Below are 16784 nucleotides of genomic sequence, written 5' to 3'. Positions count from 1 at the left end.
CCGTCAGGAAACCGTGGCGCCGGTCCACTCCAGAAGCGCTTCGCGAGAGCGAGCGTTGAGCACGTCGGCGGCTTCCAGCCCCGCCTTCTGCGCCGCCGCCACGCCCCAGCGCGTGTCGTCCAGCCCGTCCGTCACGTGGGCGTCCGGGTTGATGGAGACCGGGATGCCCCGCTCGCGCGCCGCGCGGAGGTGCTGCCAGTCCAAGTCCAGGCGCCACGGGTTGGCGTTGAGCTCGATGGCGGTATGGTGCTCCGCGCAGGCGTCCAGGACCGCGTCCACGTTGATGGGGTAGCCCTCGCGGCGGAGAAGCAGCCGCCCGGTAGCGTGGCCCAGGATGTCGACGTGTGGGTTCGCGACGGCTCGGAGGATCCGCTCCGTCGCCTCGGCCTCAGTCATCGAAAGGTTGATGTGCACGCTGGCCACGACGACGTCGAGTTCCGCGAGGGCACTGTCCGGGAAGTCCATCGTGCCGTCCTGGAGGATGTCGCACTCCGAGCCCGTGAGGATGCGGAAGTCCTCGCCTCTGGCGGCGTACGCCTCGTTCAACTCGGCGGCTTCTTTCTGCTGCGCCGCGAGCTCTTCTAGTGAAAGGCCGTGCGCGATGTGCAGGCTTCGGCTGTGATCGCCAATGCCGTAATACGTGAGGCCTCTGGCGCGGGCTGCCTCCGCCATCTCGTGGAGCGTGTCGGCGCCGTCGCTCCACGTGCTGTGGTTGTGGAGCGTGCCGCGCAGATCCTCCAGCGTCACGAGCGTGGGGAGCGTCCCGCCTCTGGCGGCCTGCACCTCCCACGTACCCTCTCGGATCGGCGGCGGGATGAACCCGACGCCCGCGGCCTCGAAAATCTCGGACTCCTCGGCCACGTCGTCGGGCTCGCCGAACGCCTCGCGCCAGAGGCCGAGGTGGGCCTCGCTGCCGGTCGTGCGCCAGAGGACGGTTCCAAAGGCCTCTGGCGAGGCGGTATGGAGGTGGAGCGGCTGACCGTTGGGGAGCGTGCCCATGCCGTCGGTCACGCGGTACGCGCTCAGCGCAGCGGCGGCGGCCTCTGGCGACGCGTCGGTCACGATCTCGGCGCGGTCGATGATGATGCACTGGCGGCGGATGGCGCCCGTGATTTCGGCGCGATGGCCTGCGGCTCGGAGCGCATCGCGGGCGGCTTCGGCCTCGGGAAGCGCCTTGGCGTAGTGGGACTTGCCGCGGTACACCTTGAGTTGCTCGATGCTCGCGAGGACGTTCTGGACGGTTTTGGCGCCGAAGCCGGGGAGCGAGGCGAGCGCGCCAGAGGCCGCGGCCTGCTCTAGGTCTTCCAGGCTGGCCACGTCCAGTTCCTGCCACATCGCGCGGACCTTTTTGGGGCCGAGGCCCTTCACGCGGAGCACCTCGGGGAGGCCCGGCGGGAGGCTCTGCAAAAGCGACTCGTTGAGCGAAAGCGTGCCGGTCTCGACGATCTCGCGGATATCGGCGGCGATGCCTTTGCCGATGCCGCGGACGGTCGTCAGCTCCTGCACGTCGTACTGGGCGGCGGGCTCGTCCATGCGGTCCACGGTCCGGGAGGCGGAGGCGAAGGCCCGCGCGCGAAACGCGTTGCCGCCTGTGAGTTCGAGCAGTTCGCCAGCGGTGCGCAGCTGGCGGGCGATGAGTTTGTTCGTCATGATCTCTGGGAAAGCACCGCGTACACCGCACGGCCCGACGGGTTCGCCCGCGCCGAGATCTGCCGACTCGTGCAGCCTCTGGCGTGGCGGCGGGCCTACCTTCGCGCATGCCGTCTTCCGCGACCACGATCGCCGCGCCCGACGCGGCCCGCTCTGCCTCGCCGCCCGCCCCGCGGGTCAGCGTCGTCGTGCCGACGCTCAACGAGGAGACCACGCTCGCCACGCTTCTGCGCCCGCTCCGCGAGCACGCCAGCGGCCTGGACGTGGAGATCATCGTCAGCGACGGCGGCTCCACCGACGGCACGCTCGCCATCGCGCTCAGCCTCGCCGACCGCGTCGTGGTGCACGATGCCGCGCACCGGCAGACTATCGCGGCCGGGCGCAACGCCGGCGCCCACGAGGCTCTAGCGGAAGCGGGCGACGTGCTCCTCTTCTTGAACGCCGACATCGGGTTGCCGGAGGACCTGCCCCTGTTTATTCGCGAGGTGACAGCCGCCGCGCGGACCCACGGCGCCGCCACGTGCCGCGTGATTGTGGACCCGCAAGAGGCCCGGCCGATGGAGCGCGTCGTGCTCGGCGCGTGCAACGCTCTGTATTGGGGCATCAACACGCTGCGCATCGTCGGCATGGGCAGGGGAGAGGTTCACGCCGTCCGCCGCGACGTGTTCGAGGCCGTCGGGGGCTACCGCGAGCACCTCGCAGCGGGCGAGGACTTCGACCTGTTTAAGCGCGTGCTGCGCCACCCGGGCGCGCGCGTGGCATTCCTCTGGCGTCACATCGTCCACGAGAGCCCGCGGCGGTACCGTCAGCGCGGCCTGTTCCGCACGATGGGCGCCTGGGCGCTCAACGCCACCTGGGTGGCCCTCGGCGACCGCTCGCGGTCGACCGAGTGGGAAGTCGTGCGCTAAATGGCAGCCTCTGGCGCCAGAGGCGAAGGCATTTGAAACGCCGGGGTGACCGCGGCAGACGACCGCCAGAGGCCCGCGTGCAACCGCTCGGACTCGCCTAGCGTCCACCCACATATCTTGACGCGTGTGCCGCCTCTGGCGGGCACGAACGGCTTTCGGGGCCGCGTTCGGCCTCTATCCATCCCCGCACTCCATGACCCGCTCTCGTCTCCGCCCGGCGCTTGCCACCGGTGCCCTTGCCCTCGCACTCGCCCTCGTCTTTCAGGTGGGCGGCGCGTTCTCCTCCTCGGAAGGCGTGCAGCAGTCGATGAAGGTGCAAGAGGCGTACAACCTCATCATCGAGTCCTACGTCGAGGACGTGGACTCAGCAAAGCTGGCCGAGAGCGCCATCGAGGGCATGTTGGCCGACCTCGACCCGCACTCCATTTACATCTCGCCAGAGGAGATGCGCGCCGTCCGCGAGAGCTTTAACGCGACGTTCGACGGCATCGGGATCTACTACGAGTTCGTTGAGGGCGAGGCCGATCAGGACACGCTCGTTGTCCTGATGCCCATCGCGGGTGGCCCCAGCGAGGAGGCTGGCTTGGAGGCCGGAGACCGGATCGTCATGATCGACGACACCAGCTCGGTCGGCTTCGATACCGAGCTCGTGCAGAAGTACCTCAAGGGCCCGCGCGGTACGCGAGTGGACCTCGTGGTGAAGCGGCCCGGCTTCCGCCAGCCGCTGGAGTTCACGATCACCCGCGACCGGATCCCGCTCGAAACCGTCGTCTCCACCTACATGCTGGACGATGAGACGGGCTACATCAAGCTCCAGCGCTTTGCGCGCACCAGCCACGAGGAGGTCAAGCAGTCCATCCGCGAACTCCGCGCTCAGGGCATGGAGCGCCTCGTGCTGGACCTGCGTGACAACGCTGGCGGCCTGCTCGATCAGGCGTACGCCATCTCCGACGAGTTCTTGGAGGCTGGCGAGATGATCGTCTACACCGATAGCCGTCACCCACGCAACCGCCGTCAGTACGTCGCCACCTCTGGCGGGATGTTCGAGGATGACCCGCTGATCGTGCTCGTCAACGAGAACAGCGCGAGCGCGAGCGAGATCGTCGCAGGCGCCGTGCAGGACCACGACCGCGGCCTGCTCGTCGGGCGCCAGACCTTTGGCAAGGGGCTCGTGCAGCAGCAGTTCCCGCTTTCCGATGGCTCGGTGATGCAGATGACCGTCTCGCGCTATTACACCCCAACCGGGCGCCTTATTCAGACCCCCTATGAGGTCGGCGAAAGTGACGACGATTACTTCTCGCACAAGCGCGAGCTCCGCGACGCCATCGCCGAGAAGATCGAGGCCGGTGGCATGATGGACGGCGACGCGTTCGCGTCCCTGCTCCCGGATTCGCTCAAGTACCAAACCGATGGCGGCCGGACCGTCTACGGCGGTGGCGGCATCTTCCCCGACTACGTCGTGGGGATCGACACGCTCTCGCGGACGGGCCAGATCGTAATCGGCAAGGCGCTGGACAGCCAGTTTGCGCGCGAGTTCGTCGCGTCTCATCCGGGGATCGCAGCGGAGTGGGAGGGACGCCAGCGCGCCTTCGCCAGAGGCTATGAGCTTCCGGCAGGCACGATGGAGGAGTTCCTCGCCTTTGCCGAGCGCACCGGCACGCGCGTCGTGGACGAGCGCTCCGGAGAGGACGACGCCGACGCGATCTCGCGCGCCGAACTCGACGAGGCGCGCACCACGATCGAGACGCGCATCCGGGCCTTTATCGCCCGCCGCACGTTCGGCATCGACGCCTTCTTCCCGGTCGTCGGGCAGATCGACCCGACGCTGACGCAGGCGACCCGTCTCTGGGATACCGCCTCGCGCCTCGCGTCGCTGTAGCGACTGCCATTCAGTCCGCCTCTGGTGGGGACGACGCCTCTGGCGCGGAGCACATGACCCGCCAGAGGCGTCTTTCTCTGTGAACGTATCGGGTAGAAACGCGCCTCTGGCGCGTCCGTGATCTTTCGCGCGGTGCGGGGGCACGAACGAGAAGGGCGTGAGCGTCTTTCTATGGCGAGCGAGCAACTCTGCGCAGACCCGCCGGTCTGGGGAGGGTGCAGGGCGCGGCCCGCAAACGTGGGACCTTCACCCAGCGCTTCGCGTTGCGTTGACATTCCTGGGCACCATGGGGATATTGATCCTCCACTCGGATCCGCGCCGACTGACGCCAGAGGCGATCTCCTGACGCGAGCCCACCCCTTTCCCGACCCCCTCCCCATAGCGGCTCCGGCTGCCATCACCTGCCCCACCTAGAGGTTCCATGAAGCTCACCCTCCTCTTCCTGCTCCAGGACGCCGAGTCCGGGTACGTCAACGATCTCGTATACCGTTTTAACGAGGGTGGCGAATGGATGTGGCCCATCCTTATCGCCCTCATCATCGGCCTCGCGATCGCCTTCGAGCGCATCCTGTCTCTCAACCGGTCCGACATCAACGCGCCGAAGTTCATGGCCCGCGTCAAGGAGGCGCTGGACAACGGCGGCGTCAGCGCGGCCGAGGACGTCTGCGCCAACACGCGCGGCCCCGTCGCCTCCGTCGTTCAGGCAGGCCTGCTCCGCTACGACGAGGGCATGGACGCGGTCGAGAAGGCCGTCGTCTCCTACGGCTCCATCGAGATGAGCTTCCTCGAGCGCGGTCTCGTCTGGCTCTCGCTCTTCATCACCATCGCCCCGATGCTCGGCTTCCTCGGAACCGTTATCGGCATGGTCGCGGCGTTCGACGCCATCCAGCAGGCCGGTGACATCTCGCCGACCCTCGTTGCCGGTGGTATCAAGATCGCCCTCCTGACCACGGTCTTCGGCCTCATCGCGGCCATGATCCTGCAGGTGTTCTACAACTACTGCGTTTCCAAGATCGACCGCATCACGGCCGACATGGAGGAGGCATCGGTTGAGCTCATCGACTCGCTGGCGCTGATGAACATGGGCCGCCCTGTCGCCCTCGGCGCCGGCAACCGTCGGACGCTGCCGAACCCGAAGCGCGAGCTCGGCACCGGTGACGACGTGACCAAGGTCGACCTCTAGGTCGCCCCGAACTCGCCTCTGGCGGGGCGCACGCCGCCCCGCCACTTGTTGTCACCGCTTGCCTGAATTCCCATGCTTACACCGCTTATCTGGGTGACTATCGCCCTCATCGCCGTTTGTGCCCTGATGATGGTCATCTTCGGCGTGAAGAACGGCGCAGCCCGCCTCAAGGGGCAGGGACCCGTCGCGATCATCGCGTTCGTGATGCCCCTCGCCATCTTCGGCATCATCTACGCCGTCAATGCTGGCAACGAGGATGGGCTGGCCACGGCGTTCATCATGACCGCCGTTGTGCTCATCTTCTCTGGCCTCGCTGCGCTCGTCTTTGCGGGCGTCCGCGGCCTCCTCAAGTAACCACCCCATGCCGCTCCTCAAACGACGTACGAAGCGAGACGCGGAGATCGGTACGGCCTCCATGGCCGACATCGCGTTCCTGCTGCTCATCTTCTTCCTGCTGGTCACCACGATCAACACGGAGAAGGGCATCTACATGCAGCTCCCTCCGAAGCTCGACTCCACGGTCGATCCCCCGGAGATCAAGGACCGCAACCTCCTCGTCATCCTCGTCAACAACAACGGCGACGTGTTGGTGGAAGGTGAGTTCATGAACGTCGCCGCGATCCGCGACGAGGTCAAGAAGCACATCACCAACTTCGGCCAGCTTCCGGGCTACTCCGAGAACGCCGAGAAGGCGGTCGTGTCCTTCAAGACCGAGCGCGCGCTCCCATACGAGCGCTATGTGGAGGTCCTGGACGAGATCAAGGGCGCCTACAACGACGTGCGCAACTCGTACGCCAACAGCGAGTTCGGCGCGCCGGACTACGCGACCTACAGGAGCCGTCTCCCCGAGGACAACCCGGATACGCCAGAGGACGAGGGCCAGGACATGGTCTCCGACCGGTTCCCGCTCAAGATCTCTCTCGCCGAGCCCGACCAGGGCTGATCCCGCGCGACTGCATCTCGCCAGAGGCCGACCTGAGCGGCCTCTGGCGCCACCCCGCAACCCCCCTCCCTGAATGGGCAAGTTCACAAAGAAGAGCAACGCGAAGCAGGAGATCCCGACAGCCTCGCTGCCGGACATCATCTTCATGCTGCTGATCTTCTTCATGGTGACGACGGTGCTCCGCGAGACGGAACTCCTCGTCGTCAACCGTCTGCCGCAGGCATCGGCGGTGGAGAAGATCGACCAGAAGCGCCTTATCAAGTACCTCTACGTCGGCGCCAACAAGGAGACCGGCGAGGAGGCCGTGCAGGTCGACGACGCCATCGTTGACGACCTGACCGACATCCGCGACCTGATGTACATCCGCCTCCGCGAGGAGCCGCGGACCATCGTGTCGATGAACGTCGACAAGGAGATTGAGACGGGTACGCTGTACGACGTGCAGCAGGAGCTCCGCGAAGCGGAGGCCCTCCGGATCAACTACTCGACGGCAGCCGAGGCGGAGTAATCCAGCCTCTGGCGCTCGAACCCGACGGGGGCGGTCACTGCGGCCGTCCCCGTTTTTCTTTGGTGCTGACATGATTCCAAGCCTCCGAAACGCCACCGCATACCCCGCCGAGGGCATCGTATACCTCGACCACGCCGCGACCGGGCCTCTGGCGACGCCGACCGTTGAGGCGATGACGGCATATTTACTGGAGCGAAGCCGTACGAGCCCGAACAACTTTGAGACGGTCTTGCCGCGCCTGGAAGCGGGGCGCGCTGCGATCGCGCAGCTGATCGGCACGGGCGCTGAGAATGTGGAGTACGTGCCCAACACGTCGTACGGGATCAACGTGCTCGCCAGAGGCCTGGCGTGGAAAGCGGGCGACCGCGTGGCCGTCCCCGAGAGCGAGTTCCCTGCCAACCTTCTGCCGTGGCTCGCGTTGGAGCCGCTCGGCGTCACGGTGGATCGCATTCCGTGCACCGACGGTTGCTTCTCGCTCCAAGACGCAGAGGCGGCGCTCACGCCCCAGACGCGCGTGCTCGCCGTTTCGTGGGTGCAGTTCCTTTCCGGCTTCCGGGCGCCTCTGGCGGAGTTGGGCGCGATGTGCCGCGCCAGAGGCGTGCTTCTCGCCGTCGACGGCATCCAGGGCGTCGGCGCGCTGGAGATGCGGTTTGACGAACTCGGCCTGGACTTCCTGGCCTCTGGCGGGCAGAAATGGATGTTGGGGCCGCAGGGCTCCGCCTTCGTGGCCGTTGCGCCCGCGCTCCAAACTCAGTTGGAGCCGATGCGCGGTTGGCTGAATGGGCCCGTGGACTGGGAGGACTTCGGCTCCACCGGCCTGGACGTGCACCCAGACGCGACGCGCTTCCGCGTCGGTACGCTGGCGACGGCGCCCATCTTGGGGCTTCTGGCGAGCGTGGAGCAGTTCCTCGATGCGGGCACCGCCGAGGTGGAGTCCTCGGTCCTGCGCGCCAGCGGCCGGCTGGGAGCCGCGCTGGACGCGCTCGGCCTCTCGCGGTGGGGAGCCTCTGGCGAGCCGCGCTCCGGCATCGTCACGTACGAGCACGGCGCCCCCGACGCGCTCCGTGAGCACCTCCTCGCCAGAGGCGTCTGGATCAGCGTCCGAGACCGGAAGCTCCGCTTTGCCCCCCACGCGACGACAAGCGACGACGACCTCGACCGGACGGCCGAAGCGGTCCGAGACTTCGCGCGCACGTCCGTGCCGGTGGCGTAGCCTCTGGCGAGCGAGGCGACCTCGCCTCCCGTCCCGAATCCCGCATCCCTCCGGGCGCCGCTGGCGCCAGAGGCCGCCGCTATGTCCCAGAAGCCCGCCCCGACCAAGTCCGCTGCCGCCCTCGCGAGCAACGAGCCCGACAAGATTGAGACCATCGTCGAGATCGACGTGCCGCCGGGGCAGGAGGGGGGCGTGCGCCTGGACGTGTACCTCGCGGGCAAGATCGCGAACGCGACGCGGGCGAAGGTGCAGCGCGGCATCAAGGACGGCAACGTGGACGTGAACGGCAAGACGCGCGAAAAGACCTCGTGGAGCGTGCAGCCTGGCGATCACATCGTGTGCCGCATCATGCGCCCCCCGCCCATCGTGGTGACGCCAGAGGACATCCCGCTGGACGTGGTCTACGAAGATGAGTACCTGCTGGTCGTTAACAAGCCGGCCGGGATGGTGGTGCACCCTGCGTTCGGGCATAGGACCGGGACGCTTATCAACGCGTTGCTGCACCACGTCGGCGCGGGGCCTCTGGCGGCGGAGGACCTGGACGAGGAGACCGACGAGGACGTGGGCCTCGCGATGGACGACGTGGGGCCGCGCTTCGAGGGCGACGTGACCGTGCGGCCCGGCCTCGTGCACCGTCTGGACAAGGACACGAGCGGCCTCATGGTCGTCGCGAAGTCCGACACGGTCGCGGCGCAGCTCGGCAAGCAGTTCGCCGAGCGCACCATCGACCGGGAATACATCGCGCTACTCTGGGGACGCCCCGATCCCGAGGAAGGCCGCATCGAGACGTGGCTGGGACGCGACCCGCGCAACCGCAAGCTGATCGCGGTCCGGCCCGAAGACGAAGGCAAGTGGGCCGCGACGAACTACTGGATGGAGCAGGACCTCGGCTTCCTCTCGCTCGTGCGGTTCAAGCTCGAAACCGGGCGCACGCACCAGATCCGCGTCCATGCCAAGCACATCGGGCGGCCCATCTTCGGCGACACAACGTACGGCGGTGAGACGATCCGCTTTGGCCCATCGGTAGGGAGCCGAAAGGCGTTCTTCCACAACCAGTTTGCCACGCTCCCGCACCAGGCGCTCCACGCCCGCACGCTCGGCTTCACGCACCCGGCCTCTGGCGAGCAGGTGTTCTTCGAGACGCCCATGCACCCCGCGATGCAGCAGGTCGTGGACCGCATCCGTGAGGTGGAAGGCGGAGGGCAGTGGGACGGGAAGTAAGCCGTTCGGCGGTGACGCCTCGGCGCCGGGGCTCGCGCGGCGTCCTCGCCAGAGGCTCCGCCCGCGACGCCTCTGGCGAAGCGCAGATGCAGCGCGGCACGATCTCGCGCGCGAAGAGGTTCTATCGCGCACCGCCTGCCTGTACGCGTTCACCTGCCATGCGACCGCCGCTTTTCCTCGTTCTCGTTGCTCTCATCGCGTCCGGGTGCGCCGGCGCCCGTCCAGATCCGCGCGAGCGCAACCCCATCGTGTTCGTTCACGGGTGGTCCGCCAGCGGCTCGGTTTGGGAGACGATGACGCAGCGCTTTCGGGACGACGGTTGGCCAGAGGCGTACCTCGTGGCGTGGTCGTACGACACCAACCGCTCGAACGTGGAAACGGCTCAGGCGCTCGCCTCCGTGGTCGACTCCGTCCTAGCCGAGACCGGGGCCTCTCGCGTCGACCTCGTCTCGCACTCCATGGGCGCTCTGGCGTCGCGGTACTACGTCGGTCCGCTGCGTGGGGGCCCGCGCGTGGACGCGTGGGTCTCTCTCGGAGGCCCCAGCCACGGCACCATCACGGCGCTGACCTGCCGCTCGCCCGCGTGCCGCGAGATGCGCCCGGGGTCCGACTTCCTCCGCGCGCTCAACGAGGAGGACGAGACGCCCGGGACTCCTCGCTACGCGACGTGGCGCTCGCCCTGCGACCTCGTCATCATCCCGCAGGACAGCCCTTCCCTGGAGGGCGCCGTCAACACCGCGACCAATTGCCTGCTCCACCTCGAACTCCCCACCAATGAGGTGATCTACAAGCAGGTACGGGATTGGGTGGCTGCCAACGAGGAGGGAGCCGCTGCGGCGAATTGGTAGGCACGGCTACCCGCTAGAGGCCTCTGGCGGGACCGAGAACCCGGGCGCGAGAAGCGGTGCGCCGGAGTCCGCGCCATTCGGTCGTTCGCCAGGTGCCGAGTCTTCTTCGCGCTGCGTGCCGAAGCGGTGGACAACGGCCGCGCCTACGCGGGCCGCACCCAGTCTGAGAACCGCTGCCGAAGCCTCGCGAGGCCCCGAAGAGGAGGGAGCCGCCGCACCACCATTCCGGGCGCCGCGCCGAGCGCGTAGGCGAACGCGAGCCGCGATCCTGTCGCCAGAGGCGCCCGAAGCGGGATCGCCTTGGGCTGGGTGAGGCTGGACTGGTAGGGATGGATCCAGTGCTCCCCGTACGTCTGGATGCGGGTCGAAAGCACCAGCCGCGCCTCTGGCGGAAGCGGCTCGGAGAGCGTGACGAAACCGCCGACGAGGAGATCTGCTTCGGCCGGGTCCCATGACGCAACGGCCTCGCGGCTCAGCACAAACGCGGAGCCCAGCCTGGGCACGTCGTCGGGAGCCGAGACCTCGGCGGAGAGGTCGACGTGGATCTCGGCGGGCACGAGACGGGCCTCTGGCGCTTGGGCGAGGAGGTGGCGGGTAACGGCTACCTGCGGCTCGCGGTCGAGCGCGCGCTGAAGAACCTCGGTGACGATGATGTCGGGGCGCTCGCCTTCGGCGAACCGAACGTCCAGAATGTCTCCCGTCTGGTAGGCCTGAACGGACGCCTCGAACCCCAGGCTGCATACGATCCGGCGCGCGGACTCGACCGACGCCGCGTGGAGATCGAGAAGCGTGAACACGGCGTCCTCTGGCGGGACGACGGCCATGAGCGGGACGGCGAGCGTCGCGTACGGGCCGCACCCGGCATAGAAGACGCGCGCGGGGCGCGAGGGGTGCTCGCCTCTGGCGTCCTGCACCGCCGTGTACAGGCCCCGGAGAAAAACGACCGTGCGGACGTAGTGACTCGCGCACATCGCGGCGTTGACGGGCGAGAGCGCCAGGCCGCCCGGCGTCAGGGACTCGCCTGCCGCGATGCCGCCCTGGTTCACGAACTGGCCCTCGGTCGCGGCCTCGAACAGCGCGACGATTTCCATGACCTCGGGCCGAAGCGTGACCGGGTCTCGCGTGGGGTCGAGCACCGTTCGGACAATGCGCGCGAGGTCGGGGGCGGGTAGCGTCATGCTCAAAGCTACCCGCCAGCCAGACTTAGGGCGGGCCGGCACCAGCGGCAGCGGGTTCAGGCCTCTGGCGCAGACAGGCCGCGTCCCGTATCGCGTCCAGCACGCTTTCTGGTTGCTCGAACACCACCCGGTTCTCGAACCGGAGCACGCGGACGCCAGAGGCCGCGAGGTGCCGAGTCCGGGCGTCGTCGTAGTCCTAGGCCTCTGGCGAGGCATGAACGGCGCCATCCAGTTCGATGGCGAGCTTCGCGCTCGGGCAGTAGAAGTCCACGATGTACGGACCGATGCCGAACTGGCGGCGCCAGCGCAGGCCTGCCACTTGTTTGTTCTTCAGCGCGAGCCAGAGCGTGGACTCCGCCGATGTGCTCGCGTTGCGCAGCCTCTTGCGTCGGGACTTCTGCCACTTCGGGTTGAACATCGCCTCTGGCGTTTCGGGCTGTAGACACGCCAGAGTCCAGACCGTGACACGATGCTCGGCTGGAACCCCCCGGTTTGCTCCCGTTCGGTCACAAACCTGTCCCCCTGACTCAGGGGGACAATTCCGTCGGAGCCTCTGGCGCGAGGCGGCAACAAGCCGGAATCGAGCTCCATCTGGATTGTCCCCCTTGACAAGGGGGACAGCTTCGCGACCAACGGGCGAGCGAAGCGGGGGGTAGCCACGCCGCGCCTCACTGCCACAAGCTTCTCACGCAAAAGCCCCGCCCCTACGCCTCTGGCGCCTCGCCGTACGCCACGCTCATCACCACCAGATGCTCCTCGGTGCCGCCCGCCTTCAGCACCACCGCATCCCCGACCGACTTCCCCGAGACCGCCCGCGCAATGGGCGACGTAAACGCCACCAAGCCTCTGGCGGCATCCGCCTCGTCCACGCCCACGATCTGGACCGACCGCGTGTTCCCGTCCGCCGCGCTCAGGGTCACGTGCGCGCCGAACCGCGCCACGCCCGGCTTCTGGCGCTCCGGGTCCACCACCTGCGTTTGGGCGAGCCTCTGGCGCAAGAGGCGGATCTTCTCGCCTACGGCCGTGATCTCGCGTTTGCGCTGGGTCTCCTCGCCTCCGCCAGAGGACAGCGCCGACCGCTCGGCGTCCAGCGCCGCGAGTTCGTCGCGCAAAAGGCCCTCGCCGCGTGGGGTGACGTAGTTGGGGACGCCCGCCGGCAGCGGCGCGCGCGGGGGGACCACAATGGGGTCCTCGGGGGCTTCCTCCTTTTTGAATCCTCGGCTCATGGGAGGACTACGCGTGGGAGGGAGATGCGTTCGCCTCTGGCGCCAGAGGCATGGCCCGCCTCCGGTCCCCCCATCGTGTCATCCCGACAGAGCGAAGCGACGAGGGATCTCAACGCCGCCGCCAGTGGACTCTGGTGCCATGGCCGACGACTGCTTGACTGCGTTGAGATCCCTTGGTTCTGCCCTGGGTGAGCACCGCGTCCACCTCTGGCGCCAGAGGCTAAACCGCCTCCGTCTCTAGAACGACCGACTCTCGCCCAACGAGCTTGTTGAGCCCCTTCATCAGGTCCGGCGTCAAATCCACCACCGCCGTCCGCGCGTGGAGCCGGACGGGGCGGGGGAGACCCGGGTGCTCCAACTCGATGTAGAGCTTCTTCGCCCCCTTGTGCTCTGCGCACAACGCCGCCAACTCCTCGATGGCCTCTGGCGTCGTGCCCGAGGCGTCGATCTTGAGCGTGATGGCCTGCACCAGTTGCTCGCGGACGCGCCACATAGGCAGCACCTCCTTGGCGATCAGCTTGAGGTCTCCGCGCGAGGTCTCCGCCTTGCCGCGCACCAGCATCGGCATGTCGGCCTCCAGCAGGTGCCCGAAACGCTCCAGGGTTTGCGCGAAGCAGACCACCTCACACGCGCCACCCGTGTCCTCCACGGTGAGGAACGCGATGGGCCGCCCGCTCTTGGTCGTCTTGCGCTCGATAGAGGTCAGGATCCCGCAGATCGTCTGGTCGCTCTCGTGCGGCACGCGCTCCGTGTCGTTCAGCGCCACGCTCGCAAACGCCTTCGCCTCCGCCGCGTAGTCGTCCAGCGGGTGGCCCGAGACGTAGAAACCCATCAGGTCGCGCTCGTGGCGCAGCGCCTCGCCCTTGCCCCAAGGCTCTTTGTGCGGAAGCTGCGGCACGAACTGGCTCACGCCGCCCATGTCGCCGCCGAACAGGCTGTTCTGGCCCGCGGCCGTATCGGCCTGGTGCTTTTGCGCGTACTGCCACGCCAGAGGCACGGCCTCCGCGAGCTGCGCCCGGTGCCCCTCGAACATGTCCAGCGCGCCCGCGCACGCCAGCGCCTCGATCGTCTTCTTGCCGACCGTCCGGAGGTCCAGGTCTCGCACCATCTCGAACAGGTCCTCAAACGCGCCCCCTGCCTTTTCGCGCGCCTCCAGCATCTTCTCGATCGCGCCCAGCCCGACGCCCTTGATCGCGCCCAGGCCAAACCGGACCGCGCCGTTCTCCACGTTGAAGTACGCGCTGCTCCGGTTCACACACGGCGGCAGGATGTCGATGCCCGCCTGCCGCGTCGCCTCCAGCGCGATCGCCATCTTGGACGAGTCCGACATTTCCGTCGTCATCACGGCCGCCATGAACTCCGCCGGGTAGTGCGCCTTGAGGTACGCCGTCTGATAGGCCACCACGGAGTAGGCCGCCGAGTGGCTCTTGTTGAAACCGTAGCCCGCGAACTTCGCCATCATGTCGAAGACCTCGTTGGCCTTCTGCTCGCTCACGCCTTTCTCGGCCGCGCCCGCCACGAACGTCACGCGCTGCTTGTCCATCTCGGACTGCTTCTTCTTGCCCATCGCGCGGCGCAAGAGGTCGGCGCCGCCCAGGCTATAGCCGCCCATGACCTGAGCCATCTGCATCACCTGCTCCTGGTAGACGGGAATTCCGAACGTCGGCTCCAGGATGCTCCGGAGCATCTCGTGCGGGTACTCGACGGTCTCCTTGCCGTGCTTGCGGTCGATGTACGTCGGGATGAGGTCCATCGGGCCGGGCCGGTAGAGCGCGTTCATCGCGATCAGGTCGTCCAGCGTCGTCGGCTTCAGCTTGCGCATCCACTCGCGCATGCCTGAAGACTCGAACTGGAAGATGGCCACCGTGTCGCCGCGCTGGAACAGCCGGTACGTCGCCGGGTCGTCCAGAGGGATCGCGTCCAGGTCGATCTCCACGCCATGGTTCTCCTTGATGAGCCCCAGCGCGTCGTTCAGGATCGTGAGCGTCTTCAGGCCCAGGAAGTCCATCTTCAGCAGCCCAAACTCCTCGATCCACTTCCCGTCGTACTGCGTCACGACGGCATCGGGCGCGCCGGATTTGCCCTTCTGCACGGCCACCGGCACGTAATCGCTCACGTTGCCGGGCGCGATGATGACGCCAGCGGCGTGGATCCCCGTGTGCCGCGCCGAGCCCTCCAGGACCGTCGCGTAGTGCATCAGCTTGCGGATCTGCGGGTCGTCGTGCCGGTAGAGGTCCGCGAACTCCTTGACCTGCCCCTTGGCGTCCTCCAGCGACACCTTTACGCCGTCCGGCACCAGCTTCGAAATCCGGTCGGCCTCCGCCAGAGGCACGCCCAAGACGCGGCTCACGTCGCGGATGACGCTCTTGGAGCCCATCGTCCCAAACGTCACGATCTGGCAGACCGACTCGCGCCCGTATTTCTCGACCACGTAGTCGATCACCTTGCCGCGCCCCCGGTCGTCGAAGTCGATGTCGATATCCGGCATCGAGACGCGCTCCGGGTTCAGGAATCGCTCGAACAGCAGGTCGTACGCCAGAGGATCGATGTTCGTGATCCCCAGCGCGTAGGCCACCAGGCTGCCCGCCGCCGAGCCACGGCCCGGCCCCACGCTCACGCCCATGTCGCGCGCCGCCGTCGTGAAGTCCTGCGTGATGAGGAAGTAGCCGGCGTAGCCCATCGTCTGGATCACGCCCAGCTCGAAGTCCAGCCTCTCGCGGACGGGCTCCGGGACGACGCCGCCGTATCGGCCTCTGGCGCCCTCGTAGCTCAGGAACTTCAGGAACGCGTCTGGCCCGTCGTGCTCGCTCGGGATGGGGAAGTGCGGCATGAGAAGCTCGCCCATGGGCAGCTCCAGCTTGCACTTGTCCGCGATCTCCTTCGTGCCCGTGAGCGCGCTGTCGATCAGCATCTCGCTCTCGAACACGCCTTCGCCGAGGCTGGGCATGAACGCGTGCCGCATCTCGGCCTCGCTCTTGAGGTAGAACTGGTCGTTCTCGAACCGCATCCGGTTCGGGTCGTGGAGGTCCTTGCCTGTCTGCAAGCAGAGCAGCACGTCCTGCGCCTCGGCGTCCTCCTGGTAGACGTAGTGCACGTCGTTCGTCGCCACGACGGTTACGCCGTACTCCTTGGCCCAGCGCTGCAAGACCGCGTTGCACTGCCGCTGCTCCGGGATCGCGTGGTCCTGGACCTCGATGTAGTAGTCGTCCCCGAAGATGTCGAGGTAGTCCTCGAAAACGGCCCGCGCCTCGGCCTCGCTCTTCTTCAGGATCGCCTGCAGCACCTCGCCCTGAAGGCAGCACGTCGTGGCGACAAGCCCGTTGCTGTACTTCCTAAGCGTCTCCCGGTCGATGCGCGGCTTGTAATAGTAGCCCTCGGTGTTGGCGAGCGACGCCAGCTTGATGAGGTTGCGGTACCCCTCCAGGTTTTTCGCCAGCAGCACCTGGTGGTAGCGCGTCCGGTCGCTCTTGTCCGCCATCCCGCTCGGCGTGAGGTAGAACTCGCACCCGATGATCGGCTGCACGCCCGCATCCCGCGCCTTGGTGTAAAACTCCGGGACGCCGTACAGATTCCCATGGTCCGTGATAGCCAGGGCCGATACCTCCATCTCGGCCGCCCGCGTGATCAGCGATCCGATCTTTGCCGCGCCGTCGAGAAGGCTGTACTGGGTGTGGCAGTGGAGGTGGCAGAACTCGGACATCAGCAGGGGGGAAGGCGCCCTGCAAGATCCATGTTTGACACACGTCTCGCCAGAGGCGGTTATCCACAGCCTCTTGCGCGAATCTGCGCGCGCCGGCCTCTGGCGCAAGAGGGGTGGGCACTGCGGCATCCTGAGCGGACCCCCTGAAAAACGCGCCTGGGACGGCGGTTTTTCTGTCCCCCTCAAAGAGGGACAGTTTGGTCCGCGGCTGGTTCGTAGAGCGAAATAGACCGGACAGGGTCCACGCCGCAACTCAGCGTGCGGGACGAGCACACTCTGAACTGTCCCCCTATCGAGGGGGACAGCTTTGCGACCGCAGAGGAGCAA

General features: G+C 67.3%; 13 protein-coding genes and 1 pseudogene. 9 read left to right on the top strand and 5 right to left on the bottom strand.

What is annotated here, in order from left to right; genetic code table 11:
* Positions 1-3: 3 nt before the first annotated feature.
* Positions 4-1650 (bottom strand): DNA polymerase/3'-5' exonuclease PolX, encoded by a 1647-nt coding sequence (locus BSZ36_RS08655; RefSeq protein ID WP_094547932.1) that lies wholly within the window; start codon positions 1648-1650, stop codon positions 4-6.
* A gap of 107 nt (positions 1651-1757) precedes the next feature.
* Here BSZ36_RS08655 and BSZ36_RS08650 point away from each other — a divergent pair, with 107 nt between their 5' ends.
* The 9 genes from BSZ36_RS08650 (at position 1758) to BSZ36_RS08610 (ending at position 10353) form a co-directional block, all read left to right on the top strand.
* On the top strand, positions 1758-2558 hold the full coding sequence (locus BSZ36_RS08650) for a glycosyltransferase (RefSeq protein ID WP_094547930.1): 801 nt from the start codon (positions 1758-1760) through the stop codon (positions 2556-2558).
* Between the two features lie 193 nt (positions 2559-2751).
* The gene (locus tag BSZ36_RS08645) at positions 2752-4437 is read left to right on the top strand and encodes a S41 family peptidase (protein WP_094547928.1); all 1686 of its coding nucleotides are present in this window, start codon (positions 2752-2754) and stop codon (positions 4435-4437) included.
* A gap of 421 nt (positions 4438-4858) precedes the next feature.
* Positions 4859-5620 (top strand): MotA/TolQ/ExbB proton channel family protein, encoded by a 762-nt coding sequence (locus BSZ36_RS08640; protein ID WP_094547925.1) that lies wholly within the window; start codon positions 4859-4861, stop codon positions 5618-5620.
* A 72-nt stretch (positions 5621-5692) separates the two neighbouring features.
* Positions 5693-5974 carry a hypothetical protein gene (locus BSZ36_RS08635; protein WP_143536820.1) on the top strand — a complete coding sequence of 94 codons (282 nt, stop codon included), beginning with the start codon at positions 5693-5695 and terminating at the stop codon, positions 5972-5974.
* A gap of 7 nt (positions 5975-5981) precedes the next feature.
* The gene (locus tag BSZ36_RS08630; RefSeq protein ID WP_094547921.1) at positions 5982-6563 is read left to right on the top strand and encodes an ExbD/TolR family protein; all 582 of its coding nucleotides are present in this window, start codon (positions 5982-5984) and stop codon (positions 6561-6563) included.
* A gap of 73 nt (positions 6564-6636) precedes the next feature.
* Positions 6637-7071 carry an ExbD/TolR family protein gene (locus BSZ36_RS08625; protein WP_094547919.1) on the top strand — a complete coding sequence of 145 codons (435 nt, stop codon included), beginning with the start codon at positions 6637-6639 and terminating at the stop codon, positions 7069-7071.
* 70 nt (positions 7072-7141) lie between these two features.
* Positions 7142-8284: an aminotransferase class V-fold PLP-dependent enzyme gene (locus tag BSZ36_RS08620; protein WP_094547917.1), complete on the top strand. Its 1143-nt coding sequence runs from the start codon at positions 7142-7144 to the stop codon at positions 8282-8284.
* Positions 8285-8365: 81 nt separating this feature from the next.
* Positions 8366-9505: an RluA family pseudouridine synthase gene (locus BSZ36_RS08615; protein ID WP_094547914.1), complete on the top strand. Its 1140-nt coding sequence runs from the start codon at positions 8366-8368 to the stop codon at positions 9503-9505.
* Positions 9506-9663: 158 nt separating this feature from the next.
* Positions 9664-10353: an esterase/lipase family protein gene (locus BSZ36_RS08610; protein ID WP_094551253.1), complete on the top strand. Its 690-nt coding sequence runs from the start codon at positions 9664-9666 to the stop codon at positions 10351-10353.
* 143 nt (positions 10354-10496) lie between these two features.
* Here BSZ36_RS08610 and BSZ36_RS08605 read toward each other — a convergent pair whose 3' ends face one another.
* From BSZ36_RS08605 to dnaE, 4 genes and pseudogenes are all read right to left on the bottom strand, one after another.
* A complete protein-coding gene (locus BSZ36_RS08605) occupies positions 10497-11531 on the bottom strand; it encodes an SAM-dependent methyltransferase (RefSeq protein WP_094547912.1) in 1035 nt (344 codons plus the stop codon).
* A 25-nt stretch (positions 11532-11556) separates the two neighbouring features.
* Positions 11557-11949, bottom strand: a pseudogene (locus tag BSZ36_RS19840) (endonuclease domain-containing protein).
* Between the two features lie 286 nt (positions 11950-12235).
* Complete coding sequence (locus BSZ36_RS08595) at positions 12236-12757, bottom strand: GreA/GreB family elongation factor (protein WP_094547910.1); 522 nt, start codon at positions 12755-12757, stop codon at positions 12236-12238.
* Positions 12758-12977: 220 nt separating this feature from the next.
* On the bottom strand, positions 12978-16457 hold the full coding sequence (gene dnaE / locus BSZ36_RS08590) for a DNA polymerase III subunit alpha (protein WP_094547908.1): 3480 nt from the start codon (positions 16455-16457) through the stop codon (positions 12978-12980).
* Positions 16458-16784: the final 327 nt, after the last annotated feature.

The organism is Rubricoccus marinus (genome assembly GCF_002257665.1).
Classification (GTDB): Bacteria; Bacteroidota; Rhodothermia; order Rhodothermales; family Rubricoccaceae; genus Rubricoccus; species Rubricoccus marinus.
This window is presented reverse-complemented; position numbering and strand designations above follow the sequence as displayed.